25 protein-coding genes are annotated in these 25,077 nt (G+C 39.2%); 21 read left to right on the top strand and 4 right to left on the bottom strand.

Going from position 1 to position 25,077, the window contains the following annotated elements; genetic code table 11:
- The gene (locus BMY21_RS14660; RefSeq protein WP_074645491.1) at nucleotides 1-2,355 is read left to right on the top strand and encodes a glycoside hydrolase family 95 protein; all 2,355 of its coding nucleotides are present in this window, start codon (nucleotides 1-3) and stop codon (nucleotides 2,353-2,355) included.
- Between the two features lie 3 nt (nucleotides 2,356-2,358).
- On the opposite strand, the gene BMY21_RS14655 is transcribed toward BMY21_RS14660, so the two are convergent.
- Nucleotides 2,359-3,216 carry a hypothetical protein gene (locus BMY21_RS14655; RefSeq protein WP_074645489.1) on the bottom strand — a complete coding sequence of 286 codons (858 nt, stop codon included), beginning with the start codon at nucleotides 3,214-3,216 and terminating at the stop codon, nucleotides 2,359-2,361.
- Nucleotides 3,217-3,506: 290 nt separating this feature from the next.
- Here BMY21_RS14655 and rplU point away from each other — a divergent pair, with 290 nt between their 5' ends.
- The 7 genes from rplU to rsfS all read left to right on the top strand — a co-directional run bounded on the left by rplU (nucleotide 3,507) and on the right by rsfS (nucleotide 8,189).
- Nucleotides 3,507-3,821, top strand: a complete 315-nt coding sequence (gene rplU / locus BMY21_RS14650) for a 50S ribosomal protein L21 (RefSeq protein WP_022931337.1) — start codon at nucleotides 3,507-3,509, stop codon at nucleotides 3,819-3,821.
- Nucleotides 3,822-3,839: 18 nt separating this feature from the next.
- Entirely contained in the window at nucleotides 3,840-4,094 is a 255-nt protein-coding gene (locus BMY21_RS14645) for a 50S ribosomal protein L27 (RefSeq protein WP_074645488.1), read from the top strand.
- A 69-nt stretch (nucleotides 4,095-4,163) separates the two neighbouring features.
- Nucleotides 4,164-5,288 carry a GTPase ObgE gene (obgE, locus tag BMY21_RS14640; protein ID WP_074645486.1) on the top strand — a complete coding sequence of 375 codons (1,125 nt, stop codon included), beginning with the start codon at nucleotides 4,164-4,166 and terminating at the stop codon, nucleotides 5,286-5,288.
- Between the two features lie 17 nt (nucleotides 5,289-5,305).
- Nucleotides 5,306-5,962, top strand: coding sequence for a nicotinate (nicotinamide) nucleotide adenylyltransferase (gene nadD, locus BMY21_RS14635; protein ID WP_074645484.1), 657 nt, complete (start codon nucleotides 5,306-5,308; stop codon nucleotides 5,960-5,962).
- Nucleotides 5,955-6,563, top strand: coding sequence for a bis(5'-nucleosyl)-tetraphosphatase (symmetrical) YqeK (gene yqeK / locus BMY21_RS14630; RefSeq protein WP_074645482.1), 609 nt, complete (start codon nucleotides 5,955-5,957; stop codon nucleotides 6,561-6,563). Before nadD ends, yqeK begins: the two co-directional genes overlap by 8 nt.
- A 45-nt stretch (nucleotides 6,564-6,608) precedes the next feature.
- Nucleotides 6,609-7,826, top strand: a complete 1,218-nt coding sequence (locus BMY21_RS14625; protein ID WP_074645480.1) for an LCP family protein — start codon at nucleotides 6,609-6,611, stop codon at nucleotides 7,824-7,826.
- Between the two features lie 9 nt (nucleotides 7,827-7,835).
- Nucleotides 7,836-8,189, top strand: a complete 354-nt coding sequence (gene rsfS, locus BMY21_RS14620) for a ribosome silencing factor (protein ID WP_074645479.1) — start codon at nucleotides 7,836-7,838, stop codon at nucleotides 8,187-8,189.
- 38 nt (nucleotides 8,190-8,227) lie between these two features.
- Here rsfS and BMY21_RS14615 read toward each other — a convergent pair whose 3' ends face one another.
- Nucleotides 8,228-9,778 (bottom strand): Na+/H+ antiporter NhaC family protein, encoded by a 1,551-nt coding sequence (locus tag BMY21_RS14615; protein WP_074645477.1) that lies wholly within the window; start codon nucleotides 9,776-9,778, stop codon nucleotides 8,228-8,230.
- Between the two features lie 12 nt (nucleotides 9,779-9,790).
- Nucleotides 9,791-9,952, bottom strand: coding sequence for a hypothetical protein (locus BMY21_RS15895; RefSeq protein WP_177177770.1), 162 nt, complete (start codon nucleotides 9,950-9,952; stop codon nucleotides 9,791-9,793).
- Between the two features lie 133 nt (nucleotides 9,953-10,085).
- Between BMY21_RS15895 and BMY21_RS14610 the strand changes: the two genes are divergently transcribed.
- The 11 genes from BMY21_RS14610 to BMY21_RS14560 all read left to right on the top strand — a co-directional run bounded on the left by BMY21_RS14610 (nucleotide 10,086) and on the right by BMY21_RS14560 (nucleotide 23,539).
- Nucleotides 10,086-11,036, top strand: coding sequence for an ACP S-malonyltransferase (locus BMY21_RS14610; protein ID WP_074645475.1), 951 nt, complete (start codon nucleotides 10,086-10,088; stop codon nucleotides 11,034-11,036).
- 10 nt (nucleotides 11,037-11,046) lie between these two features.
- Nucleotides 11,047-12,300, top strand: a complete 1,254-nt coding sequence (gene fabF, locus BMY21_RS14605; RefSeq protein ID WP_074645474.1) for a beta-ketoacyl-ACP synthase II — start codon at nucleotides 11,047-11,049, stop codon at nucleotides 12,298-12,300.
- A 1-nt stretch (nucleotide 12,301) separates the two neighbouring features.
- On the top strand, nucleotides 12,302-12,733 hold the full coding sequence (gene fabZ, locus BMY21_RS14600; protein ID WP_074645473.1) for a 3-hydroxyacyl-ACP dehydratase FabZ: 432 nt from the start codon (nucleotides 12,302-12,304) through the stop codon (nucleotides 12,731-12,733).
- Between the two features lie 138 nt (nucleotides 12,734-12,871).
- The gene (locus BMY21_RS14595; RefSeq protein ID WP_074645471.1) at nucleotides 12,872-14,404 is read left to right on the top strand and encodes a phytoene desaturase family protein; all 1,533 of its coding nucleotides are present in this window, start codon (nucleotides 12,872-12,874) and stop codon (nucleotides 14,402-14,404) included.
- Nucleotides 14,401-15,597 (top strand): 2Fe-2S iron-sulfur cluster-binding protein, encoded by a 1,197-nt coding sequence (locus BMY21_RS14590; RefSeq protein WP_074645469.1) that lies wholly within the window; start codon nucleotides 14,401-14,403, stop codon nucleotides 15,595-15,597. Before BMY21_RS14595 ends, BMY21_RS14590 begins: the two co-directional genes overlap by 4 nt.
- Before the next feature lie 68 nt (nucleotides 15,598-15,665).
- Nucleotides 15,666-16,259 (top strand): hypothetical protein, encoded by a 594-nt coding sequence (locus tag BMY21_RS14585; RefSeq protein ID WP_074645468.1) that lies wholly within the window; start codon nucleotides 15,666-15,668, stop codon nucleotides 16,257-16,259.
- 124 nt (nucleotides 16,260-16,383) lie between these two features.
- Entirely contained in the window at nucleotides 16,384-18,261 is a 1,878-nt protein-coding gene (locus tag BMY21_RS14580) for a PASTA domain-containing penicillin-binding protein (RefSeq protein ID WP_083379892.1), read from the top strand.
- Complete coding sequence (locus BMY21_RS14575; RefSeq protein ID WP_074645466.1) at nucleotides 18,242-19,846, top strand: motility associated factor glycosyltransferase family protein; 1,605 nt, start codon at nucleotides 18,242-18,244, stop codon at nucleotides 19,844-19,846. The genes BMY21_RS14580 and BMY21_RS14575 overlap by 20 nt, the downstream gene beginning before the upstream one ends.
- A 32-nt stretch (nucleotides 19,847-19,878) precedes the next feature.
- Nucleotides 19,879-21,111, top strand: coding sequence for a peptidoglycan DD-metalloendopeptidase family protein (locus BMY21_RS14570; RefSeq protein WP_074645464.1), 1,233 nt, complete (start codon nucleotides 19,879-19,881; stop codon nucleotides 21,109-21,111).
- Between the two features lie 11 nt (nucleotides 21,112-21,122).
- A complete protein-coding gene (locus tag BMY21_RS14565; protein WP_074645462.1) occupies nucleotides 21,123-21,359 on the top strand; it encodes a hypothetical protein in 237 nt (78 codons plus the stop codon).
- Entirely contained in the window at nucleotides 21,356-23,539 is a 2,184-nt protein-coding gene (locus tag BMY21_RS14560) for a polysaccharide deacetylase family protein (RefSeq protein WP_074645461.1), read from the top strand. Before BMY21_RS14565 ends, BMY21_RS14560 begins: the two co-directional genes overlap by 4 nt.
- A gap of 83 nt (nucleotides 23,540-23,622) precedes the next feature.
- Here the strand turns inward: BMY21_RS14560 and BMY21_RS14555 are convergent, their stop codons facing one another.
- Nucleotides 23,623-23,892, bottom strand: a complete 270-nt coding sequence (locus tag BMY21_RS14555) for a hypothetical protein (protein WP_074645459.1) — start codon at nucleotides 23,890-23,892, stop codon at nucleotides 23,623-23,625.
- A 419-nt stretch (nucleotides 23,893-24,311) separates the two neighbouring features.
- Between BMY21_RS14555 and BMY21_RS14550 the strand changes: the two genes are divergently transcribed.
- Both BMY21_RS14550 and BMY21_RS15615 read left to right on the top strand, forming a co-directional pair.
- Entirely contained in the window at nucleotides 24,312-24,839 is a 528-nt protein-coding gene (locus tag BMY21_RS14550) for a helix-turn-helix domain-containing protein (RefSeq protein WP_074645457.1), read from the top strand.
- Between the two features lie 41 nt (nucleotides 24,840-24,880).
- On the top strand, nucleotides 24,881-25,077 hold a 197-nt coding region (locus BMY21_RS15615; RefSeq protein WP_143064251.1), incomplete at its 3' end, for an IS3 family transposase.

Here is a 25,077-nt window from a genome sequence, read left to right as displayed (position 1 = left end):
ATGAATTCAAAACTGTTATTTAATGTACCCCCACAGAAGTGGGAAGAATATCTGCCTCTTGGAAACGGCCGTCTTGGTTGTATGGTAAAAGCGCATCCTTGTAATGAGGTGCTTCAACTGAATGAAGAAGGAATCTGGTCTGGCGGGCCTCAGAATAGATTAAATACCGATACTAAGAAAAATCTGGAAAAGCTTCGTTCTCTTGTGAATGAGGGCCGTGTACTGGAAGCTCAGTCTCTTGGCTTTGAAGCGATGAGTGGTACGAGTTTTAATCAGCGGGCTTATCAGACTGCCGGAGATTTTCATATAGATTTTTTCTCTCAGAAGAATAACGGACTTACCTGTGGCTGGCCGCTTCAGCATAAAGCAGATGAAAAGGTTTATGATAATTATAGAAGTGAACTTTTTCTGGATATGGCGTGCAGCCTTGTAACATATACTGATGATGAAGGTATCATTTTTACACGTCGAACCTGGATTAGTGCTGTTGATGATATGCTTTTTATGCACGTTACAGCCAGTAAACAAGGAAAAATCAATTATTCAGGATATCTGGACCGTGGAATCTGGACTGACCGGATTTACGCTGAGAATAATTGCATGTATATAGAAGATTCTCACGGAATTCCGTTCTGTGGAGGTGTTGGCGCAATTGCACGCGGTGGTGAATATGGAACCCGTGGAGCATGCCTTTATGGCGAAGCTTGTGATGAAGTTCTTTTCTTTATTGATATTCAGAGTCTCCGCTGGAATAAAAAATGGAATGACAAGCCTCTGTCTCCAGAGAAATATAAAAAACTGATTCAAAAAAATGTATGGTCTAAAGAATGCAAAAAGAATCTTGAAGAAATCAAAAATCGTATAAATGAGGTTGGGCTTGAAACTGCCGCAGAAGATTTCTTTGCATGGCATTTAGTTGAATGGAAAAATTACTGGGATCGCTGCGAAGTGGAGATTGGAGAAAGCAATAATGGTGATTTTGATAAGGCAGGAACATGCTCAAGCACACCTGAACTCTTAAAGGCTGCCGCCCCATCTAATACAACCCTCGTAAATCAATATATAAATTTCTCACGTTATCTTATGATCAGCGGGAGCCGTACTCCTGGTGTTCTGCCACTTACTCTTCAGGGACTTTGGAACGGCCAGATTGAACCGCCATGGCAGAGTAAATATACAATCAATATAAATGCTCAGATGAACTACTGGCCGGTAAATATGACAAATCTCAGTGAATGTGAACTGCCATATTTTGATCTTCTTGAGCGCTGTTACGAAAATGGCCGTATAGCTGCACAGAAAATGTATGGCTGCCGTGGTTATGTGCTTCATCATAATACCGATTACTGGGGAGATGCGGCACCACAGGATGCATGGCTTCCAGCTACTTACTGGGTACTCGGTGCTGCCTGGCTTGCTACTCATATAATAGAACATTTTGAATATACACAGGATAAGGCTTTCCTTGCCCGTTATTATTATCTGATGCACGAAGCAGCCCTTTTCTTTGTTGATTACCTTGTTCTGGATGGCGATTATCTGATAATAAATCCTAGTTTGTCGCCTGAGAACTCTTATGTAACAAAAACTGGAGAAACCGGTGCTTTTACGGCTGGCTGCGAAATGGATAATATGATTCTTGAACATCTTTTTAAGGGAATCAAAAAAGCAAGGGATGTGCTTGGTGATAAATGTACGGATAAAAAAGGTCATTCCTATAGTGATGAAGATTTTTCTTCTTTTGATTATGTACTTTTACATCTCAAAAAGCCTTCTCTTAATTCTGATGGCTCCCTTATGGAATGGAACCGAGAGGTTGAAGAGGTTGAACCTGGTCACCGACACATCTCACACCTATACGGCCTGTATCCAGGGCACACAATCACTGTAGAAAAAACTCCAGAGCTTGCAGAAGCCTGTAAGAAGACTCTCAAAAAACGCCTGGAAAACGGTGGCGGCCACACAGGCTGGAGCCAGTCGTGGATCATCAATTTCCGTGCCCAGCTGGAGCAGGGGGATGAAGCGCTTGAAGCACTTACAAAACTGCTTACTCATTCAACGCTTCCAAATCTTTTAGACAATCATCCGCCGTTCCAGATTGACGGAAACTTCAGCTCTCTTGCAGCGGTAATCAGAATGCTTGTGCAGAGTGAGTTTGATGACCATGGCAACGTAATCGTAAAACTCCTTCCGGCACTTCCAGGTGAACCTGCATGGCAGACTGGTCATGTACGAGGAGTCGCAATAAAAGGTGGTTATACTCTTGATTTTGAATGGAAAAATGGAAAGATTGTAAAATCTTATCTTCACAAAGGAAAAAACTCTCTTAATGAAGATAAGATTATAATTGCTTAGAAATTATTCTGAAACTTTTGTATATGTTGATGGGCCTTCAGTTACTAAAGTGTAAGTTTCTGAAGGTGTATCTGTTGTTGTAAGTGTGATAGAAAGAATACCGTCTTTTGGTTCATGCAATGTATATGAAAGTGTAAGAGTGTCATCTGTATTGTCACGTGTTTCAGCTACAATTGTGTTTTCTGTAAGGGTCTTGATTGAATAATTAAATGAACTATTTGATGTGTAAACTTTAATAAATCCATAAACTCCTGGAACATATTTTCTGCTTCCAAGGTGACATTCGTTAATTTTTTCATTCTTATCCAGGTTTCTAAAATATGTACTTCCTGACTTCAATTCTTCAAAAGAAGGTTTTTCTTTGAAGTATTCAGTCTGAAGAATCAGATTGCCTGAGACATCAATTTCTGCTTTCCATATGAGTTTTGTTTCACAGAATTCTTTGTATTTAATAAAATCTTCCTGTGTATCAGGATCAGCAGCAACTATATTGAGATATTCCTGTACAGAATACAAAGTTCCTTTTATATTGATTTTTGAATATCTTAATGACAATTCTTTTGTGTTTGCATCATATGAATATTCATATTCAAAATCAAGTTCATAGTCATTTCCATTTTTATCATATTTTTTAAGTAATCCATCATTAACAAATTCATATTTTGTAGAATTATCAGAGTATGAATTTCCTACAAATGGATTGATTCCAGAACTATCTGGGAGTTCAGGTTTTGTGTAACTAGAATCAGATTCAGAGTTATTACCTGAATTGTTTTTAGGAGCATCAGCTGCCGGATTGCTACAACTGAAAAGAAGTGTTCCTAATAAGGTAACACATAAAAATTTAATTGTTTTTTTCATTTTGTTTTCCTTTATAAATGAATATTTTTTTGATAAGTAATATTACAATATCCTATACAAAAAAAAAGTACCTCGCACCAATTTTTTTTCAAATGTCTTTTCATCTATTGCCAAAGAAAATGATTTCTGATATATTCTTTGATACGTATTTAGACTTTAGGTGTGGTGGCGTCTAATCCCCGTTTTACGTTAGCCGGCCGGTCTTCTTACCAGTCTTTTGCAGTTTGGATTCTGTTTCCTTGTTCCTCTGCATCGGGCGTTATAATGAATATTTTTAATAGAGGTATTATATGTACGCAACTATTGAATTTAAGGGCAAGCAGTACAAGGCAGAAAAAGATGTTGTCCTTACAGTAGATAAGCTTGATGCTGAAAAAGGTTCAAAGATTGACATTGATACTGTTCTTCTCGTAAGCGATGGAGATAAAATCAGTGTAGGTACTCCTTATGTTAAGGGTGCAAAGGTAACTGTAGTTGTTGAAGATTCTTTCCGTGATAAGAAAGTTCTCGTATTCAAGTACAAGTCAAAGAAAGACTATCATCGTCTTATTGGTCACAGACAGCAGTATACAAAGGTACGCGTTGAGTCTATCACTCTCGCATAATTAAATAAGGAGATTACTATGGGAAGAACACGTGGTGGATCTGGTGCTAAAAACGGACGCGATCCGAATCCTAAAAGCTTGGGTGTAAAAAGATATGCTGGTGAATCTGTAACAGCAGGTTCAATCATCGTAAAGCAGCGCGGAACAAAATTCTATCCTGGAGCAAACGTTATGAAAGCTGGTGATGACAGCCTTTTTGCTACAGCTGATGGAAAAGTAGTTTTCGGTGAAAGAAATAACCACAAAGTTGTTTCTGTTGAAGCTGCTAACTAAGTTCAGCACTCGCTGAATATAAATGCCCGGCCTGACTAAACTCTGCCGGGCTTTTTTTTTGAGGTCGATATGATAGGTTTTGCAGATGAGGCGACAATTGAGGTTCGCTCTGGTAACGGTGGAAACGGCTGTGTAGCATTCCGCCGCGAAAAATACATTCCTCACGGTGGTCCTAACGGCGGTGACGGCGGAAAGGGTGGAGACATTATTTTTACTGTTAAACGAAATCTCCGTACTCTTGCAAATATCCGTCACAAGCACTGCTTTAAGGCTCGAAACGGAGGAGACGGTCAGGGCTGGAACCGCTATGGTGCAGACGGCGAGGACTGTGTAATTCCAGTACCACCTGGAACAACAATCCGCGACGCCGAAACAGACGAAATCATTTACGACTTTTCAACTGCAAAAGGTGACGAGCAGTTTACCTTCCTCAAAGGCGGAAACGGCGGCTGGGGTAACGTTCACTTTAAGTCTTCAACAAATCAGGCGCCAAAACAGGCAAATCCTGGTCAGAAGGGTGAAACCCGCTTCTTAAAACTTGAACTTTCAATTATGGCTGATGCCGGACTTGTCGGTTTCCCTAATGCCGGAAAATCAAGTCTTCTTACATATTTTACAAACGCTCGTCCAAAGATTGCACCTTATCCTTTTACAACAATTATTCCGAATCTTGGGGTGCTTCGTGTAGACGACGAAAGCGATATTATTATTGCTGATATTCCAGGAATTATTGAAGGTGCTTCTGAAGGTCTTGGACTTGGAGATACCTTCCTTAAACATATTACACGTACTGCATGTCTTATTTTTATGATTGACTGCAGCGACGAAAATTATCTTACAGCGTATGAGACTTTGTGCAACGAGCTTCGCAATTATTCAGACAGTCTTATGGAAAAGCCTCGTATTGTTTTGTGCAACAAAATTGATGTTGATGGCGCTTACGAACACGCTGTAGAGGTTGCAGAAAAAATCCGTGCTGAAGAACCAGATACTGCCGTAATTCCGGTTTCTGTTATGATGGGCCGCGGTATGAAGGAAGCTCAGAATCAGATTGTTCAGCTGGTAAATCGTCAGGAAAAGCGTATTGAAGCTGAAGAAAAAGGAACTGATGTTTTTGGTGCCGGCTTTATGCAGTCTCGCGCTTATATTGATGATGATGACGACGGAGTTCAGTATCCGGGAAGTGAAGGCTAAGCAGCAGGGAGTTTACGTTGAAAGTTGCAGTATTTGGCGGAACTTTTAATCCTCTTCATGTTGGACATGCCATGCTTGCCGACACGATTGTAAAAGAACTTGGCTATGATAAGGTGCTTTTTGTGCCTACTTTTGTTCCTCCTCATAAGGATGCATCAAAAATTGTAGATGCAAAGCACCGTATGGCAATGATTTCACGCTTTTGCGAAAGTGAAGGTGATGGACATTTTGAACTTGAAAGCTGCGAAGTAGACCGCGGTGGTATATCATATACATCAGACACTCTGGAATTCCTTACCAAAAAATATGAGGGAAAACTCAGCAGTAAACTTGCTTTTGTTATGGGTGATGAAGTTGCAGCAGAGTTTCACAAGTGGCGTAATCCTCAGCGCATTTCTGAACTTGCAGATTTACTGATTGTTCACCGTTATCCTGATGTAAAGGCTATGGAAACTTCACTTTATGATAACAAGCCGACAGGAGATTACAAGGGTGATTTTTCAGTTAAGTTTGATTTGAAAAGCTTTACCTACCCATGTATTTATGTTGAAAACCCAATGTTACCGGTTTCTTCAACTGATATTCGCCGTCGAATCAGCGAAGGCAAAAGTTTCCGCTATCTTGTTCCACCGGCAGTTTTTGATTATATTATAGAAAATAGACTTTATGATTGACTATATAGAAAAGACTGAAGAAATCCGTGCCTTTACACAGGCTCACGTAAAAAAAAGCCGATATGAGCATTCAGTGCGTGTTGCCGAAATGTGCGCCCGAATGTGCCGCCAGTACGGACTTGACTGGCGTAAAGGTTACCTTGCAGGAATCGGCCACGATATGTGCAAGGATTTTTCTAATGAAGAACTATTTGAACTTGCAGGCCGCGATGGAGATGAGATAACTGACTTTGAACGAAAAAAGCCGGCTCTGTTACATGGCCGTGCCGCAGCTGTTTTATTAAAAGAACGATTTAAGGTTTATGATCAGGAGATTCTTGAGGCTGTAGCAAATCATACTTCCGGAATCGTCGGAATGTGCGACCTGACAAAATGTCTTTTTCTTGCAGATAAGATTGAGCCGGGCCGTCCTCAGTCAACAGATGAGTACCGCAATGGACTTTTAGCACTGTCTCTTGATGAAATGCTTTATTCCGTACTTGAAGAAAATTACGAATATCTCATAAATCATAATATTGAGATTGCTCCTGGAACACGGGAAATGATAGAATATTATACAGTAGAAATAAAAATGCCAGGTCACAGTGGGGGGAAGCTGTAAATGGGAAAAATCAAAATGCCAGGTCACAGTGGGGGGAAGCTGTAAATGGGAAAAATCAAAATCCGTGATGAACAGAAAGGTGTAATCTTTATTGCGCTTATTATTCTTACTGCTGTTGCACTTTCGTTTGTTTTTGCATTTTCTCTGAAAACTAATATTGTTGAAGATGCCCTTAAAGAAAAGGGAATTATGCGTACTCTTTTTGTTATTGAAGATGATGATTCGAGTATGCTTTTCTCAAGTGTTTTGATTTATAATCCGACTTCAAAAAAAGGTGCGCTTGTAAATCTTCCTGGACATACTGGTGCAATTTATCAGTCACTTGGCCGTGTTGATAAGCTTGAAAAGGTTTATTCTGAAGCAGGTATAGTTTCATATAGAAATGAAGTTGAAAAACTTTTGGGAATGACAATTCCTTATTATGCGATTGTCACTCTTGAAAATTTCATTAAGGTTTCTGATTATCTTGGAGGAATGAGGGTATTTATTTCTGAGCCTGTAGATTGTGTATCAGAGGAAGGTGAGAGATGGCTTCTTCCTTCTGGTGCTATCAACCTTGATGGTGATAAAATCAATACTTATCTTCATTACCGCCTTGAAGAAGAAACTGAAGCTGATGTTCAGGAACGATATCAGAATGCTATGGCAGCCTTTATTACAGGTCTTCATGATAAGAAATTCTTGATATTCGTAAAGTCAAATAGAAAACGCTATCTTGATTTTATTAAGACAAATCTTAAGCCTGAAGAAGAAACAACTCTTTTCCAAGCTATTGCTGATGTTGACTCTGAATCTATTATTAAACAGACTATTACCGGTTCTCTGCGTCGTGTAGACGGTCAGCAGCTTTTGATGCCGGATAATAACGGAGAGTTTATTAAGGAAGCTGTTAAGCAGACAACAAACCTTCTTGCTTCTACAGAAGGAACTCTTACAAGTCGTGTATATGTGCTTGAAATTCAAAACGGTACTACAACTCAGGGACTTGCCCGTAATACGGCAATTCTTTTCCAGAATGCAAGTTACGATGTATTGAGCCCTGTAAATGCTCCAAGAAACGACTATGAAGAAACTGTAATCATAGATCATATTGGAAATATGGATGTTGCAAAAATTATCGGTGAGTTTATCCGATGTACAAATATCAGGGAAGCGACCCCGGAAGAGGACGCTGAAAGTTCAAGCCTTGATGCGGGCGTTGACTTTACAATCATCCTTGGAAAAGATTTTGATGGACGTTATGTTCAGCCATCTAGAAGATAGAGGTGACTTATGAAAACAATGGAAGAAAAAGCAATTGAAATTGCAAAATTGATGGAAGATGGAAAGGGTAACGATGTTACTCTGCTCGATATTAGTGGACTCAACAGCTGGACAGATTATTTTGTTATTGTAACAGTAACAAGTTCTGCTCACTGGCAGGGTCTTTATAAGCAGATTAAGGAATACATTAAGGACAATGATCTTGAGATTCATGTTACAAACCGCAAGAGTCCTGATGGTGACGACTGGAACCTTATTGATTTAGGTGCAATCGTTGTTCATCTGATGTCTGAAAGCGCAAGAAGCTTCTACGATCTTGAGAAGCTGTGGCACGCTGGAAAGACTATTGATTTCCGCGCATAAAAAATAAGCCGGCTCATACTGAGTCGGCTTTATATTTTTTATTTCTTAGAAGCGCGTTTTCGCATAAATACCAGGAATCCCAATAAAACTACAATTCCGAACATCCATGAAATAACAGCACTTGCTATAAGTCCAATTCCCTGTGTAAGACCAGCAACAACATAAGTCAGGAATGTAACTACTGCTACAGTAATTGCGTAAGGTAACTGTGTTGAAACATGCTTTACGTGTTCACACTGAGCACCCGCACTCGCCATAATCGTTGTATCCGAAATCGGAGAACAGTGATCACCACAAACAGCCCCTGCCATACATGCAGAAATTGAAATAATGCGCAAAGGATTTCCCGGTGCAAAAATTGCAATACAGATAGGAATGAGGATTCCGAATGTTCCCCAGGATGTACCGGTTGCAAATGCAAGGAAGCAGGCAACTACGAAGATGATTGCTGGAAGCATCATCTTAAGACCTGCGGCAGAACCTTCTACAAGACCTGCAACATATTCTTTCGCACCAAGACTGTCTGTCATTGCCTTAAGTGTCCATGCTAAAGTCAAAATCAAAATAGCTGGAACCATTGCCTTAAATCCGTCTGGTACACAAAGCATACTTCCCTTGAAAGAAAGAACCTTGCGGCAAACATAGAAGATAATTGTGATAATCAGTGCAGCGAATGAACCGAGTACAAGACCAACAGATGCATCTGAATCAGAGAATGATGAAATGATGTTCAGGAAGTTTCCGTTTGCTTCAGTTGTTCCGTCTTCAAGAACGTTGAATTTTGTAAAGAAGCCGCCTGTGTAAATCATACCAAGAATACACATTATGATGAGCACGATGATTGGGAAAACAAGATCAATTACTTTTCCTTTTTGATTTGCTTCTTCATCAATGTCATCTGCTGTGTTGTTCATTACTTCAAGAGCTTTTTCATATTTAGACATTTCACCGTATTCAAACTTCATAAATACCAGTGCAAACATCATTATAATAGTAAAGAATGCATAAAAGTTGAAAGGAATAGCCTTGCAGAAAAGTGTAAAGCCATTTTCACCTTCAGAAACAAAGCCGGCAACGGCTGCTGCCCATGAAGAAATAGGGGCAATGATACAAACAGGGGCTGCAGTTGAGTCAATCAGGTAAGCGAGCTTTTCTTTTGAAATACCGTACTTAGAAGTCATAGGTCTCATAACTGAACCTACAGTAAGACAGTTAAAGTAATCATCAATAAAAATGAAGATTCCAAGAACGATAGTAGCAACCTGTGCTCCAACCTTTGTCTTAATGTGTTTTTTTGCCCAGCGTCCGAATGCAGCAGAACCACCTGCTTTGTTCATAAGGGCAACCATAATTCCAAGCACAACGAGGAATACAAGAATACCTACGTTCCAGCTGTCAGAAAGCTGTGCTATCATTCCATCATTAAAAATGTGATTGAAGAAGCCTGGAAAACCTGCAGCGGTTTCAATTGCATAGAAAAGTCCGCCGATTACAATACCAATAAAAAGGGAAGAGTAAACTTCCTTAGTCCAGAGTGCCAGTGCAATGGCCACAATTGCGGGCACTAATGCCCAGAATGTTCCTATCATTTTTTATTCCTTTTATTTCGATAAAGATTTAAAATCTGTTGCGAGAGGTTCCTTAATGCCGTCTTTTTCAAGCTTTTCAAGAACTTCAATTACATAATCAAGTTCTTCAAGCTGTGTGGCTGCGCAGTAAGTTTTAATCTGACGCAATGCTTTTAATGCTTTTTCATTAGTCATTTTTTTAATCCTCCTGATTTAATTGTATCACAACTTAAAATTAAATAGAAATGATTTTTATATTGACAAAATTGATATAAAATGTCATTTTGTATATATGCCTTTTGGCAGAATATTCTTATAGGGGTATATAATGAAAAAATATGCATTTTTATTTCCGGGACAGGGTGCACAAGTTCCGGGTATGATTAAGGATATCTGTGATGCTTATCCTGAAGCACGTGCAGTGGTTGATGAAGTAACAAAAATCACAGGCGTAGATATGCCAAAGCTTCTTTGGGAAAGCGATGCTGCAACTTTGAGCCGCAGCGATAACAGCCAGCTTGCTATTACAACTGCTTCTCTTGCAGTAATGGCTGTTTTGAAGACAAAAGGTATTGAGCCATCTGCAGCTATGGGGTTCTCTCTTGGTGAATTCCCTGCTTTGTATGCTGCTGGTGTTTTGAGCTTTGAAGATGTAATTAAAGTTGTTCGCGAGCGCGGACTTATCATGCAGGCTACATGTGAAAATATTGCTAAGGCAAATGAAGGTCATGCACCTGGTATGACAGCTATTCTTGGACTTCCACCAGAGAAGGTTGAAGAACTTGCAAATGGCATTAAAGATGCTTACGCTGCAAACTTGAACAGTCCTGTTCAGACAGTAGTAAGTGGAACTGCAGATGCTTTGACTCAGATTGAAGCTGTTGCAAAGGAAGCTGGCGCACGCCGTGCTTTGAGACTTGCAGTTGCCGGTCCTTTCCACAGTCCTCTTATGCAGGAAGCTGCTGATAATTTTGAAAAGGCAATAGCTGGTGTAACATTCAATAATCCAGATAAAACACTTTTCAGCAATGTAACAGGAAAGCAGGCAGAGAATGGTGAAGAAATCAAAAAGAATGCCGTTCTCCATCTTACAAACCCTGTTCGCTGGACATCGGAAGAAGCTGTTTTGAATGACCTTATTAAGGCAAGCGGAGACGAATGGGAACTCATTGAACCTGGTGTAGGCGTTGTTCTTACAGGTCTATGGGGTAAATCTGGATATGCAGAAAATGCAGAATGCAAGGCTATAAACTCAGCTGAATCAATAAACACACTTTAAGGAAATTAAAATGGCAAACAGACGCGTTGTAATCACAGGAATGGGAGCTATTACTCCTCTTGGAAATACTGTAGAAGAAACCTGGGCTGGAATTAAGGCTGCTAAAAGCGGAATCGGTCCTATTACTCTTTTTGATGCTTCAGTAAACAAGGTTCACTATGCTGCAGAAGTAAAGAACTTTGATCCTTCTCTTTATATGGATTCAAAGGATGCCCGCAAGATGGCTCGCTTTACTCAGCTTGGTGTAGCTGCTGCTAAAATGGCACTTGATGATTCAGGACTTATGGGAAATGCAGAAGTTCTTGATGAAACTGGAATTATTCTTGGTGTTGGAATTGGTGGTCTTGAAGAGACTGAATCTGATATCCTTAGTATGGCAAAAATGGGTGGTGTAAAAACTAATCCTATGGCTATCCCAAAGCTCATTCCTAATGAAGTTGGTGGAAATATCGCAATCCAGTTTGGAGTTCACGGACCAGTACAGTCTGTTGCTACAGCTTGTTCTTCTGGTACAGATGCTCTTGGTGTTGCATTTGATATGGTTAGAAGCGGTCGTCTTGATACATGTTTGAGTGGTGGTGCAGAATCTACAATCTGTCAGTTCGGTGTTGTAGGTTTCGAAGTTTTGCACGCTCTTTCTACAGGTTTTGATGATGATCCAACAAAGGCAAGCCGTCCGTTCGATAAAGATCGTAACGGATTTATCATGGGTGAAGGTTCTGCAATTCTCGTTCTTGAAGAGTATGAGCACGCTAAAGCACGAGGTGCTAAGATTTATGCAGAAATTGCAGGTTATGGTGCTTCTTGTGATGGATATCACCTTACAGCTCCAAATCCAGACGGAATCTGCGGTTCAAAGTGTATGACACGCGCCCTCAAGGATGCCGGAATGGATCCAAGCGAGATTCAGTACTACAACGCTCACGGTACTTCTACAATGAAGAACGATTCAAGCGAAACAAATATGATTAAGATTGCTTTCGGTGAAGAAAACGCACGCAAACTTAAGATTTCTTCAACAAAGTCTATGCACGGTCACTGTCTTGGTGCTACTGGTGCTGTAGAAGCAATGATTTGTGTAAAAGCAATCAACGACAGCTTTGTTCCTTGTACAAAGAACCTCGATAATCCTGATGTAGAAGGCGGATGTGATCTCGACTATGTTCCAAACAAGGGAATTGAAATGAATATTGATGCTGCTATGTCTGCAACATTCGGATTTGGCGGACACAACGGTGCTATCATTATTAAGAAGGTAAAGTAATATGGCTTTGACAGAAGATATTAAATCACTTTTGCCACACCGTGAGCCTTTCTTATTCGTTGATGCAATTATCAGCGCAGATGAAAAAGGTTGTGTTTGTGAGCATACCTTTACTGAAAATGAATTCTTTTTCAAAGGACACTTTCCTGAGTACCCTGTAGTACCTGGAGTAATCCTTTGCGAAACAATGGCACAGGCTGGTGGAGCAGCTCTCCGCTATCTCAACATCGTTCCTGCAGATGGACTTTTCTTCTTTGCAAGTATGGATAAGGTTAAGTTCCGCAATCAGGTTCGCCCTGGCGATAAGGTTCGCATGGAAATTGAGTTTCTCCGCAACAGTCCAAAGATGATTAAACAGGCCGGTAAAGCCTATGTTGGAGACACTCTTTGTGCTGAAGCTGAATGGATGTGTTTAGTTGGCAGCGCCAACTAAACTAAACAGAATATAAAGCGTTCAAAGCAGTTCGATTAGTCGGACTGCTTTTTTTATGCCTGAAAAGTATTCAAATATTTGCGATATCCAAAAAGTGGGGTTATACTGAATTTATACAAAAAGGAGAAATGCTTTCTTATGGAACCCCTCTATGATGTAATTGTTGTTGGTGCTGGAAACGGAGGTCTTGTAGCCGCCGGAACCACCGCAAAAAATGGATTCAAAACTTTACTTTTAGAAAAACATAATCTTCCGGGTGGATGTGCAACCAGTTTTATCCGTGGAAGATTCGAATTTGAGCCGTCTCTGCATGAACTTAGTGGAGTTGGTGTACCTGGTAACAGAGATTATGTTTACAATATCATTCATGATTTAGGAGCTGAGGTAGACTGGCGGTATGAGAAAAATATGTTCCGTGCAATTGTTACAGGTCCGGATGGATATGATGTAACAGTCCGCAGCGGAATAAAAGGTTTCTGTAAATCAGTTGATGAAGCTGTTCCTGGTTCATATAAAAAAGTAATGTCTTTATTTAAGCTGGCAAAGCATGATGGAAAAGCACTGGATTACATCACAAGAAAAAAAGGAAAACCTAATAAACTTGTAATGGCACTTCGCTACGGTAATTTTATGCGGGCTGCATCTCATACTGTAGAAGAAGTTGAGAAGGCTTTTGGAATTCCAGAAAAAGCACGAAATATCGTAAATACCTACTGGTGCTATCTTGGAGTGCCTACTAGTGAACTGAATTGTATGCATTATCTTAATATGCTCAGAAGTTATGTTGAATTCGGTGCTGCTATGCCTGCTAAACGTTCTCATGAAATCTCAGAATCTCTTATAAAAGCCTTCCGCGATAACGGAGGAGAAGTCTGGTTCAACAGCAAGGTTACAGGTTTTCTGACAGATGATTCTGGAAAGGTTTGTGGCGTAGAAGTAAATGGACAGAAAATCTATGCTAAAGAAGTAATTTCAAACATCATTCCAAATAATGTGTTTAATATGATGGATCAGAAAAAGATTCCGTCAGTAGACCTTAAACTTGCAAACAGCCGTGAATTTGGAGTTTCAGTTTCAACAATTTATCTTGGGCTTGATTGCAGCAGGGAAGAACTTGGAATAGATGATTACACAACTTTTATTATGAATCATCCGGATCCAAAGGTGCAGCATGATACAAACGGACTGTATATCGTGAACTGTTTAAATACTGTTATTCCTGAAAGTTCTCCAAAAGGAACCTGCACACTATTCTTTACAACCTTGTGTTATGGAAAGGATCTTCCAGATCTTAAACCGGAGGAATACAAAAAATACAAAAATGAGCTTGCAGAGAAATATATCGGTGAATACGAAAAACTTACCGGTAAAGATATCCGTTCTCATATTGAAGAAATCTCTGTTGCAACGCCAGTAACCTTTGCCCGCTATCTGGATACACCGGATGGAACTATTTACGGTTACAGACTTTCCGATTGGGATAATCTGATGGCGCGTGTAGCACACGAAGCAAAAGAATACACAATTCCAGGGCTTTCTTTTGTCGGCGGACATCATATTCGTGGAGACGGTTATTGTTCTGCATATTATACAGGTTCCTTTATTGGAAGCAGGGTAGTCAGAAAACTAAGAGCAGCGCAGGAAGCAGAAAAAGAGGAGGCATCTAGATGAGTGGACTTAGAAAACTGAACATGATGGATTTTACAACTCTTATTCCTGTTCGCGAAAAAAAGATAGAGTCATCACCAGAAGAAAAATTACCGGAACTCAATGCATATAAGGCAAATAGACTGGCTGCGGCTCTTCATCCAAAAAGTCAGAAATTGATTGTATCAGATGTACAGATTTTGAATGACAGTGCAAAACTTTTTACTCTTTGTCCTGATAAGGAAGCAGGAATAGAGCAGCTTGCATATTTTTCAGCCGGTCAGTATTTGAGCTTTACACTGAAAATTGGTTCGGCTTATACAACCCGACCTTATACAATCTGTTCTTCTCCGAAAGACGCCCTCAATGGAAAATATCAGATTCTTGTAAAGAAAGTTTCAGATGGTTTTGTTTCAGAATATATTCTGAATAATTGGGAAAAAGGAACAAAAGTTGTGTCTTCCGGACCTCTTGGAAACTTTACTTATGAACCGTTACGTGATGCAAAGAGTGTAATTGGAATTGCTGGTGGAAGCGGTATTTCTGTATTTTATTCACTGGCAAAAGCTGTAAAAGAGGGAACAGAAGATTTTTCTCTTACAGTTTTGTATGGCTCTAAAACTGAAAAAGATATTCTTTTGAAAAATGAGCTTGAGGAATTAGCGTCTGGCTGTGAAAAGATTAAGATTGTTAATGTGCTCAGTGATGAGAAAAAAGATGGATTTGAAAACGGCTTTATTGGTGCTGATCTAATAAAAAAATATGCTGGAACAGATTCTTATTCTGTATTTGTCTGTGGCCCAAAGGCTATGTATGATTTCTTAGAAAAAGAAATCCCTGACTTAAATATCAGAAGAAAATTCGTAAGGTTCGAACTTTCGGGCATAAGTAAACATGCAAAGGATTATAAGGCCTTCCCTTGTGAAAAAGAGGGAACTTATAAGCTTACTGTTATCTGTGCCGGAAAAACAGTTACGGCTGAGTGTGCATCAGAATATACTCTGCTTTCTGCTCTTGAAAGAAACGGAATACCTGCTCCTGCAAGATGTCGAAGTGGTATCTGTGGCTGGTGCCGTTCAAGATTGCTCAGTGGCGAAGTTTTCATTCCGGAAGAAAGTGATGGAAGAAGATTAGCAGATGCTCAGTTTGGATATATTCATCCTTGTGCAACATTTCCTCTTGGAGATATCACATTGGAAATTCCTCCTGTAAATTGATTTTTGACAAAATAAAGATCTTAGGCTTATAATTGAATAACATATATTTTTAACAGGAGTGAATTATTATGAAGAAATATGTGAAGATTTTGACGATAGTAGCTGTGCTTTTGAGTGGAATGCTTGTTACTGGATGTGACGACCTTAAGGAAGAGTTTGAAGGTCCTAAAGATAAGTGGCTTGAAAAAGAAGTTAGTTATTCAAAAACTGATGGTGGAATATCTGCAAATGCAACTGTATATTTGTATTATACAGATAAAAGTGAACCAGAAATTGAAGGTTTAAATAATGATATAACATTACATAAAGGATTGAATATTTTCTTTGTGCCAGAGGAAGTGGAAGCTGGAGAAGCAGCTTCAATTTTGTATTCAACTCTTAAGAATTCTTTGAATAATAATAAAGAACCTTATGCTTATTATTACTTAGCAAAAGATACAAAAACCTCGATTACTGATGATGAGGGGACAAAATCATATACAATGAATGACACTTTATGGACAACTTTCTGTACATTAAATCCTTCAACTAAAGCTACTGCAACAAATTCTATTCCATATCCTTTATGCCATAAGAATTTTGCAGCCGTAGATGTGACAAAAGAGGAAGTAAAATCTTTATTTTCTTGGCGAAAACTGTTAATTATGTTATTAGCAGATTAAAAAATTCTTTTAGTTTATTTACCCGTCATTGCTTCAAATACAATGACGGGTATTTTTTTCAATTATATTATATCTAGAAATTATCTTAATTTAGGTTTACAATAGATATGGGTGGAAATTTATTGTGAATCAGTTCTTCAGACCTAAGCAGACAATTTTCTTTTTCATTTGCTGTGGAATCTGTCTTCTTGTTTTACTGTTTACATATGCGAAACTTTCTCTTCAACCGGTTACACCTGTGGCTCAGAATGTGCCACCTGTTGAGCGTGGTTCAATTGTAGACCGTTCCGGCTTTCCACTTGCAGTTCAGACTAATTTCTATCATGTCGGTGTATCTGTAAAAAATATAAAAGATAGCGAAAAAATCAAAACTCGTTTTGCAAATGATGTAGCTCCACTTCTGGAAATGCTTCCTGAAGAGGTTCTGGAAATAATAAATACAAACCGAAGTTTTGTTTATCTTAAGAAAAAAATAACACAGACAATGTATGAGCCTCTTAAACAGCTTACAGATGAAAAAGGTTATAATTTTGTAAGTTATGAAAAAATTCCTGGCCGTAATTATCCGAATCATGCACTTGCTTCTCAGTTAATCGGTTATATGGGTGATGATGGGCGCGGTCTTGCAGGAATTGAATTCTCTCAGCAGAGTGTGCTTGCTCCTTCTGGAACAGATGAAAACGGTGAACCACTCCAGGGACGAAATGTCTTTTTGAGTATAGATGCAAACCTTCAGTATAAGCTTGAACAGATTGCTCATAAAACAATGAACGAAACTCAGGCAGAAAGCATGATGCTTGTTGCCGCTGATTGTACAACAGGTGAGGTGCTTTCATACATAAGTCTTCCTTCTGCAGATTTGAATGAATATGGTTCTTCTATGATTGAGGCAAAAGTAGACAGACCTGCAATGACAGCCTATGAACCGGGATCTGTATTCAAAATCTTTACAGTTGGAATTGTTTACGACGAACATGGAATCTCTCCTAATGATTCTTTCCTTTGTGACGGAATGTATGAAAAGCGTATTGCCGGTGGTGAAACAATCAGAATTAAGTGTCTGGAGCATCATGGCTGGTGTACACCTAAAGACGGACTCCGTTATTCCTGCAATGATGTACTTGGACAGATAAGTGACAGAATCAGTGAAGATGAATTTATGGCAAGAATCCGAATGCTTGGCTTTGGTAAGAAAACCGGAGTAGAGCTTCCTGGTGAAACCTCGGGTTCTGTAAAAGATACAACAAGCGCACTTTGGTCTGCGCGTTCAAAACCAACAATTGCTATCGGGCAGGAAATCAGTGTGTCTGCACTTCAGATGTTACAGGCTGCTACTTCCATTGGAAACGGCGGTATTCCTGTTCAGCTTTCTTTTATTCATAAGATTACAAATAAAGACGGTACAACTTATTATGAGCATGAACCTCAGTATAAGGACCGTGTTTTCTCAAAGAATACAGCTGATTATATTCTCAGTTGTATGGAAACAACTGCAAAGAGTGGTACAGGTTCCCGTGCAAATCTCCGCGATGTTGATATTGGTGTAAAAACCGGTACAGCTCAGATGGCAGATAAGGTACATGGCGGTTATAGTGATACAGACTTCCTTTCAAGCTGTATTGCAATTTTCCCGGTTGATGAACCTCAGATTGTTCTGTATATCGTAGTTGAAAAGGCTAAGGGTGAAACTTACGGTGGACGTATCGTAGCTCCTGTAATCGGAGAGGCCGCAGATATTATCATTGATCACCTTGGAATGAGCCGTGGCGGCGCCGCATCTCTTGAGCACAGTGGAGTAATAACAATTTCGTCATCTCAGGGAATTCAGGTTGGCTCAGTCGTTCCAGATTTTACCGGAAAATCAAAGCGTGAGCTTCTGCCACTTATGGAACGTACAGACATCCGTCTTAATATAAACGGAAGCGGCTGGGTAACAAGCCAGAGCCCGGAGCCGGGAACCCCAGTTACGGAGAACATGGTAATTGAACTCAATCTGGAATAATAATTTCGAAGCGTTCAAAAAAAGATTCCCGCAGCTGGCACAGATGACTGGCAGTGAACCAGTTCCGCCAGAATCAATATGGAATCTTGAAAAAGCAAAAAATCAAAGTATAACAGCAAGTGAGGGTGGTGTACGACTTCATTCTGCCTATAATCCGGAAAGGGAAGCTTCCGGTGCGGTTGGACGTGATGAAGTTTTTCAGAAATCTGCAGTAGTATTTTATGGCTTTGGACTGGGCTATCATGTCATTGAATTTGCAAAGCTTGCAATGGAGCGTGCTGCTGCTGGAAAAACACTTCCACGTCTTGTTTTAATTGAACCGGATGTAAAACATTTTTTTGCTGCAATGGCTGTTCTGGACTGGACTCCTGTATTTACTCTTGAAAATCTGATAATTGCTGTAGGCTGTCCGTCTGAATCTGTTCTGCCCTTACTTGAAGATGGAACAAAGGTAAATGTAGGAGAGACGGGTGTTTCAGATTCCTGGTTTTTTGATATTCCTTCTTTTACAGCTCATTCAGTTCCTTATTTTAATGAAGTTCGTTCTCTTGTTAAGCGAAATCAAAGAAAAAATGAAATAAATGCTGCAACCCTAAAAAAGTTTGGAAAACTCTGGTGTAGAAACAGTATCAAAAATATGAGCCAGCTTGAAAACTGTGCCGGTATTTCGCAGCTTGCAGATATTGCAGCTTCCTGTCCGTTTTTAATTCTTGGCGCAGGACCTTCTCTAGAAACAATTCTTCCATATATAAAAGAGATTTCAGAACGTACAATAACAGTCTGTGTTGAAACTGCTCTGCATACTCTTCTAAGGGCCGGCCTTCAACCAGATTTCATTCTTCTTACTGACCCTCAGTTCTGGGCATATCGTCATATTGCAGGCTTGGAAGCTCCTGAAAGTATTTTGATTACAGAAGTTTCGGCATATCCGTCTGTGTTCAGATTTAATTGCCGTAAAATACTTTTGTGCGGTTCGCAATTCCCTGTAGGTCAGTATTTTGAACAGAAGCTCGGCCTTGTGCCAGGAGATCTTGGAACAGGCGGTTCAGTTGCTTCCAGTGCCTGGAACTTTGCTCATTTCTGTGGTGCTAAAGAAATCTACACTGCCGGACTAGATTTTGCTTTTCCTAATAAACAGACTCATATAAAAGGAAGTTCTGCAGAACAGACTTATCATACTCTTTCAAGCCGCCTTACAGCGCCAGACCGCTTTACAGCAGCCTCTTTATACAGTGCCAATGCTGCACCTGGAAAAGACTATAACGGTTCAGTTGTACTTACAGACAGCCGCATGAAAATGTTCTCCTGGTGGTTTGAAGCACGTCTTGCCGCCTGCCCGGAAACTAAAACTTATACGCTATGTCCTCAGGGACTTGCAGTTCCGGGAATACAAAAAGCAGAGGTTTCTGAACTTCTGAAGCACCCTGAAATCAAAGCTTTCAAACAAAAATTACTAAATCAGGCAGAAAATCTTCCGGCTCTGGTTTCAAATAATTCTGATAAAGAAAAACTACAGAATATACTTAAAAACTTCCCTCAATCAGATTTTCTTACAGCATATCCCTTTTTGAAAGAATATCTCTAAACCGCTCCTTATTATTTACCGATACTTGAAGCATGGAAATAATAAGTTACGTTCAGGATAATTCCCGAAGCAGAAATTTTAAAAACTTTATAAATTTCAGTCTGCCGGAGTTACAGTTCAGGCATAAAGAGAGAAGCCAGTCAGCTTCAATAACATCAAATATTTTTTCTCCAGAACTTAAAAGCTTTTCTGCACAAAAAGTAAAAAACGATTTTTCTATACGCGTTTTCTTTAAGGTAATTGGAGCTTCAGTTTCAGAGGCTGGTTCTTTCATTAGAGAAAATATCAAAAAGCTTTCAGTGATTCTTGTATCTGTTCTTACAGCCGGAACTTTGTGTTTTTTCACATCAAAGCTTATAAATCATCATATAAATCATACAGGTCCACTTACTCTTCAGGGAGCTGATTCAGGTGATATTGAAAGTTTGAATAAACTGATGGCTAATTTTGCTCTTGAAGGTAAAATTGACTATGATGAAACAGGAAATCTTCTTGATGTTGATGTATCTTCTATAAAATCTAATTTTACGCAGCCTGTAACTTTCCAGACTTACAAGGTTCGTTCGGGTGATACAATCAGTGGAATTGCTAAGAAGTTTAGCCTTACAAATATTTCAACTTTAATTTCTGTAAATGATATCGGAAATGTCCGACAGTTAGCTGCAGGACAAAAACTCCGTATTCCTTCAATTGACGGAATTGTATACACCGTTAAAAAGGGCGATTCACTTAATTCAATTACAGGCAAATATAAAATCAGCCTTGAACAGCTTCTTGATGTAAATGAGCTTACAAGCGAAACTTTAAGTGCCGGCCAGCAGTTATTTTTGCCTGGTGCGGCTATGGATGCTGCTTCTTTAAGAAATGCAATGGGTGAACTCTTTAGAATGCCTATCGCTTCTCAATTCCGCTGGTCTTCTCCATACGGCTATAGAATTGATCCTATTGCTGGTGTTAAATCTTTCCATACAGGAACTGATATGGCTTGTCCTACAGGAACACCGATTCTTGCTGCAATGAGTGGAAAGGTAACTACAACTGGTATCAATCGTGTTTATGGAAATTATGTAATTATTGATCATGGTAACGGATACCAGACTTTATATGCTCATATGTCAAAAATAATTGCAAGTAAAGGGCAGTGGGTTAGCCAGGGAACCAGAATTGGTCTGGTAGGTTCAACCGGCTATTCAACAGGTCCTCATCTTCATTTTACAGTATATAAAAAAGGAAAATTAGTAGATCCGATGACGGTTCTAAAATAGGGGGATTTTTTATGTGTATCTGCGGTGGCTGTGGAAAGTTGATCGACAAGAAGTTTTATTATTGCCCTTGGTGTGGTAAATCCCGTGTAGTTCAGGAAAAAGATGATAGTGCTGAATTACGTTATGCGAAATTTAAGGAAAAACAATTCCAAAAGCGTTATAATCAATTAGAAAAGATGGAAGAACAGCTTGATTCTCTGGAAAAAGAGCTTTCCATTCTTGTTTTAAGTGCGGAGATGCATAAATGAAAAAAACAGGTATACTGTGTCTGGTTGTAAGCCTATTCTCTTTCTCTTTATTTGCCGGTACTTCCTTCGGGAATCCGGATTTAAATCTTAACGACGAAATTCTTTTTACCGTACGTCACAATATGGTTGGAACGAGCCCATATAAATCACTTTTCTATGCGGCTTTGAAAGATGGCAAACCTGATGGTATGCCTGAGGTTATAACCTGCTATCCGGAACAGATGGAACTTCTTTCTGGAGGAGATGTTCTTCAGATCAGAAACAGATATGGAATTGCCCGTTACTCACAAAAGAATGGATCAGTTAACTGGATAGAAAAAAGTTCCATAATGCCGGAAAATATAGTACCAGTTGTTCCATATGCAGTAAGTCCTGATGGAAAATATTTTTGCCGTATAGAGCGTACTTCAATTTTTTCAGGAAATTTAATGCTCGTAAGTACTCAGACAGGAAAAAGCAGTGTTCTTTGCGAAGGTGTTCTCAATTCGTATGAAGATCTTCCTATAAAATGGGCGCCAGACAGTTCTGTTCTTGTATATGAAAAGAACAATGGAGTTTACTTTTGTAATCCGGATGCAGTACTCCGCGGTGTAGAAATTGATGAGCGATATAGAAAAATCGGTCGTGGCTCAATCAATTCTGTTTACTGGGCTTCATCAAAATTCCTTGCTTATGTAGATGATTATCTTTTATATAAAATCAATACAAAAGAACTTTATACACTCGGCCTTTATTCCGGAATAATAGGGCAGGGAAAGCCAATGGGACGCCTTCCGTTCCAGTTTAATCCACTTACAGACAAATTCTCCTGCAATAGTGAAGTAACCTCTGCTGTTGTAACTCAGAACGGAAGACTCTTTACATATCTTATAGTGCGCAGTGCTTCCTGTGATTATATGGATGTAATTTATTCCCGCCCATATACAGAATCAAATGCATCACTTGTAGCTTCTTATATTTTCTGGGATGCAGCAGGTAAACCTGTTCTCTGGCAGGAAAAACTTCCGTTCGACGGCATTAAGGAACGTGGTTCTGTTTATAAACTGGATACCCTCGCTCAGCATGTTTTAGAGATTGAAGATTCTGGAAAACCTTTTGTCTCTCCAAACGGCACTAAGGCTGCTTTCTTTGCCGGTTCAACAGTTTATGTTTATGATATAAATACCTGGAAACGACTTGCAGTTCTTTCCGGAGAAAAAGTTGTTTCTGCAATCTGGACAGATGATTCAAACCTTTATGTCGGTGGAGAAAAGAGTATCCGAAAATGGAATATTCATACAAATAAGGCCGATACAATTACTCTGTCTTCTGTAAATGCCGGTTATTGGAATACTACTGACTATTCAATTATTGCAGATGCAGGTAATTCAAATTATTACAAATATAATTCAGATAAAAGAACATGGTCAAAAATTGATTTTTCAGAGAACCCTGTTCCTGTTAAACAGAATGGACGTTACAGAGTGTTTATAGGAAGTACTCCAAATAAAAATTATGATAATGCTCTTTATGTACGTTCTTTAAGTAAACGAGCTGTTACAATTCCTCTATATAAAGAAAGTACCAGAAAGATGCCGGAAAAGAAAAAGGCAGCCCTTGTATTTGAACTTTATGATAATGCAGATGGACTTCCTTTGATTCTTTCTGAATTAAAGAAGTTTAATGTTAAGGGAAGTTTCTTTATAAATGGTGAGTTTATTCGACGTTACCCGGCAGAAACAAAACAGATTGTAAATAATAATCATCTGTGTGCATCAATGTTCTTTACAACTGCAGATCTTACAGAAAACAGTTTTGTAATCAACGAAGATTTTGTACGCCGTGGTTTGGCCCGTAATGAAGATGAGTTTTATGCCTGCACTGGAACAGAGCTTACATTATTCTGGCATGCACCATATTATTCAATTTCTCCTGAACTGATTTCTTATGGAGAAAACGCTGGTTACACATATGTAAATACTGTAACAGATGTTTCCGAGTTTAAGAATCCAGATATGGATCCTGAAAAACTGATTAAGAAATATTGTGTCGGATTGGAAAAATCAGGTGGTGGAGTAGTATCAGTTGTAGGTGGATTCTCACAGAGTAATCATTCACGACCGCTTTATAAATATGTTGCACTGTTGATTAGTGCATTACTGGATAGCGGTTATGAACTGGTGGATTTAAACAGCTTGTAGACCTTTTGTGTTGTAAAGCTAAAATAAAAAACAGTCCAATTGGACTGTTTTTTTTATGCTATTTTATATTGCCTGTCAAAGGCTTATACTTCATCTTCATCCTGGAAGCGGCTGCGATATGAACCGTATCCGTCTTCTTCTTCAACGTCATCGTAAGGTTCGTCTACGTCCTCTTCCTCTTTGAAAACATCGTCGTAGTACAAGTCTGCATCATCATCGAAATCATCAAGAGCTTCGTCATCTTCTTCGTAGTCATCGAAGTCATCATCGAAATCATCATCATATTCATCGTCGAAATCATCGCCGTATGAAAAAGACATTGTTAATTCTTCAAAATCTGAATCAGCAGACATAAAAACCCCGCATTGTTTTTGTGGAAAGCACTGATTATAAACTTTATAAACTCACCGCCAAATAATATAATTCAAAGTGCCTAAAAAGTAAATAAGTTTTAGTGATATTCAGCGGAAAATTCTTCGGTTGTTTTGAAAAGATTGGAATTTAGTGCAATAGGAGGGGAAAGTCTTCCCCTCGCTTCAAACGCCTGCGGTGTTTTCCGCTACCCCTTCTGCGGGGAGGGCCCCGCAACGCCTCCCGGTTGGCTCATAAGATGAAGTTCACCGGCTCATAAATTGAACTCTGAGTGTTTTTCAATATGCAGTATTGTTTAGTAATCTCAGAGTTCTGACCCAGAAAATAAAAAAGCGAGCTATTTGAAGTGCACCCCTAAAGTTGGACAAATAAAGTTCAAGTTTAGGAGGTGCATTTTTTTATGTCTAAATACTCAAAAGAGTTAAAATTAAAGATTGTCTTAGACTATATTGAAAAACATATAAGTCCAGAACAACAGGAAAAAGCATATGGAGTAAGTTCAAGTCAAATTAGACAGTGGATTGCCCAGTACAAATTAAACGGAAAATTTACAGAACCAACGCGAAATTTTAGCGGAGAATTTAAACTAAAAGTGCTAAACTATCAGCAAGAGCATCGTCTTTCTGATTCACAGACTTCATTGATTTTTGGTATTACAAATATTGGAACTATCTGTGCATGGCGAAAGAAATATATTACCGGTGGTACAGAAGCTCTGTTCCAGAAACAAGGCAGGCGATCAAAAATGCCAAAGAAAAGTTTAATACCAAACAAACCAAGAGAAGAATGGACAAAAGACGAAGAACTGGCTTATCTTCGTATGGAGAATGAATTCCTAAAAAAATATCTGGCCTTAGTTCAGAGAGACGACAAAAAGAAACAGCAGCAGAGAAAAGACAGAGAACAGTCGAAGCTGTCAGAGAACTAAGGTCACAATTCAATGTTTCAGATTTAATTAAACTTACAGGTTTGCCAAGAAGCTCATTTTATTACTCAGAAACGCATCCTAAACGGGATAAACACAGGGAAGAACGTGAACTTGTCCAGCAGATTTATCATGAAAATAAAGGACGCTATGGCTACAGAAGGATTACTTTAGAGTTCAGAAACAGAGGACGTACAACTAACCACAAATTAATTCAAAAACTTATGCATGAAGAACACAT

The sequence above is a fragment of the Treponema bryantii genome, from assembly GCF_900111035.1.
GTDB lineage: Bacteria > Spirochaetota > Spirochaetia > Treponematales > Treponemataceae > Treponema_D > Treponema_D bryantii_C.
Note: the sequence above shows the minus strand (reverse complement) of the source record. Positions and strands in the feature narration are given on the sequence as shown.

Bases quoted from the DNA above. Each gene is read 5' to 3' on its own strand.
- BMY21_RS14660 (WP_074645491.1), top strand. From the start codon at position 1: ATGAATTCAAAACTGTTATTTAATGTACCCCCACAGAAGTGGGAAGAA.
- BMY21_RS14655 (WP_074645489.1), bottom strand. From the start codon at position 3,216: ATGAAAAAAACAATTAAATTTTTATGTGTTACCTTATTAGGAACACTT.
- rplU (WP_022931337.1), top strand. From the start codon at position 3,507: ATGTACGCAACTATTGAATTTAAGGGCAAGCAGTACAAGGCAGAAAAA.
- BMY21_RS14645 (WP_074645488.1), top strand. From the start codon at position 3,840: ATGGGAAGAACACGTGGTGGATCTGGTGCTAAAAACGGACGCGATCCG.
- obgE (WP_074645486.1), top strand. From the start codon at position 4,164: ATGATAGGTTTTGCAGATGAGGCGACAATTGAGGTTCGCTCTGGTAAC.
- yqeK (WP_074645482.1), top strand. From the start codon at position 5,955: ATGATTGACTATATAGAAAAGACTGAAGAAATCCGTGCCTTTACACAG.
- BMY21_RS14625 (WP_074645480.1), top strand. From the start codon at position 6,609: ATGGGAAAAATCAAAATCCGTGATGAACAGAAAGGTGTAATCTTTATT.
- rsfS (WP_074645479.1), top strand. From the start codon at position 7,836: ATGAAAACAATGGAAGAAAAAGCAATTGAAATTGCAAAATTGATGGAA.
- BMY21_RS14615 (WP_074645477.1), bottom strand. From the start codon at position 9,778: ATGATAGGAACATTCTGGGCATTAGTGCCCGCAATTGTGGCCATTGCA.
- BMY21_RS15895 (WP_177177770.1), bottom strand. From the start codon at position 9,952: ATGACTAATGAAAAAGCATTAAAAGCATTGCGTCAGATTAAAACTTAC.
- BMY21_RS14610 (WP_074645475.1), top strand. From the start codon at position 10,086: ATGAAAAAATATGCATTTTTATTTCCGGGACAGGGTGCACAAGTTCCG.
- fabF (WP_074645474.1), top strand. From the start codon at position 11,047: ATGGCAAACAGACGCGTTGTAATCACAGGAATGGGAGCTATTACTCCT.
- fabZ (WP_074645473.1), top strand. From the start codon at position 12,302: ATGGCTTTGACAGAAGATATTAAATCACTTTTGCCACACCGTGAGCCT.
- BMY21_RS14595 (WP_074645471.1), top strand. From the start codon at position 12,872: ATGGAACCCCTCTATGATGTAATTGTTGTTGGTGCTGGAAACGGAGGT.
- BMY21_RS14590 (WP_074645469.1), top strand. From the start codon at position 14,401: ATGAGTGGACTTAGAAAACTGAACATGATGGATTTTACAACTCTTATT.
- BMY21_RS14585 (WP_074645468.1), top strand. From the start codon at position 15,666: ATGAAGAAATATGTGAAGATTTTGACGATAGTAGCTGTGCTTTTGAGT.
- BMY21_RS14570 (WP_074645464.1), top strand. From the start codon at position 19,879: ATGGAAATAATAAGTTACGTTCAGGATAATTCCCGAAGCAGAAATTTT.
- BMY21_RS14565 (WP_074645462.1), top strand. From the start codon at position 21,123: ATGTGTATCTGCGGTGGCTGTGGAAAGTTGATCGACAAGAAGTTTTAT.
- BMY21_RS14560 (WP_074645461.1), top strand. From the start codon at position 21,356: ATGAAAAAAACAGGTATACTGTGTCTGGTTGTAAGCCTATTCTCTTTC.
- BMY21_RS14555 (WP_074645459.1), bottom strand. From the start codon at position 23,892: ATGTCTGCTGATTCAGATTTTGAAGAATTAACAATGTCTTTTTCATAC.
- BMY21_RS14550 (WP_074645457.1), top strand. From the start codon at position 24,312: ATGTCTAAATACTCAAAAGAGTTAAAATTAAAGATTGTCTTAGACTAT.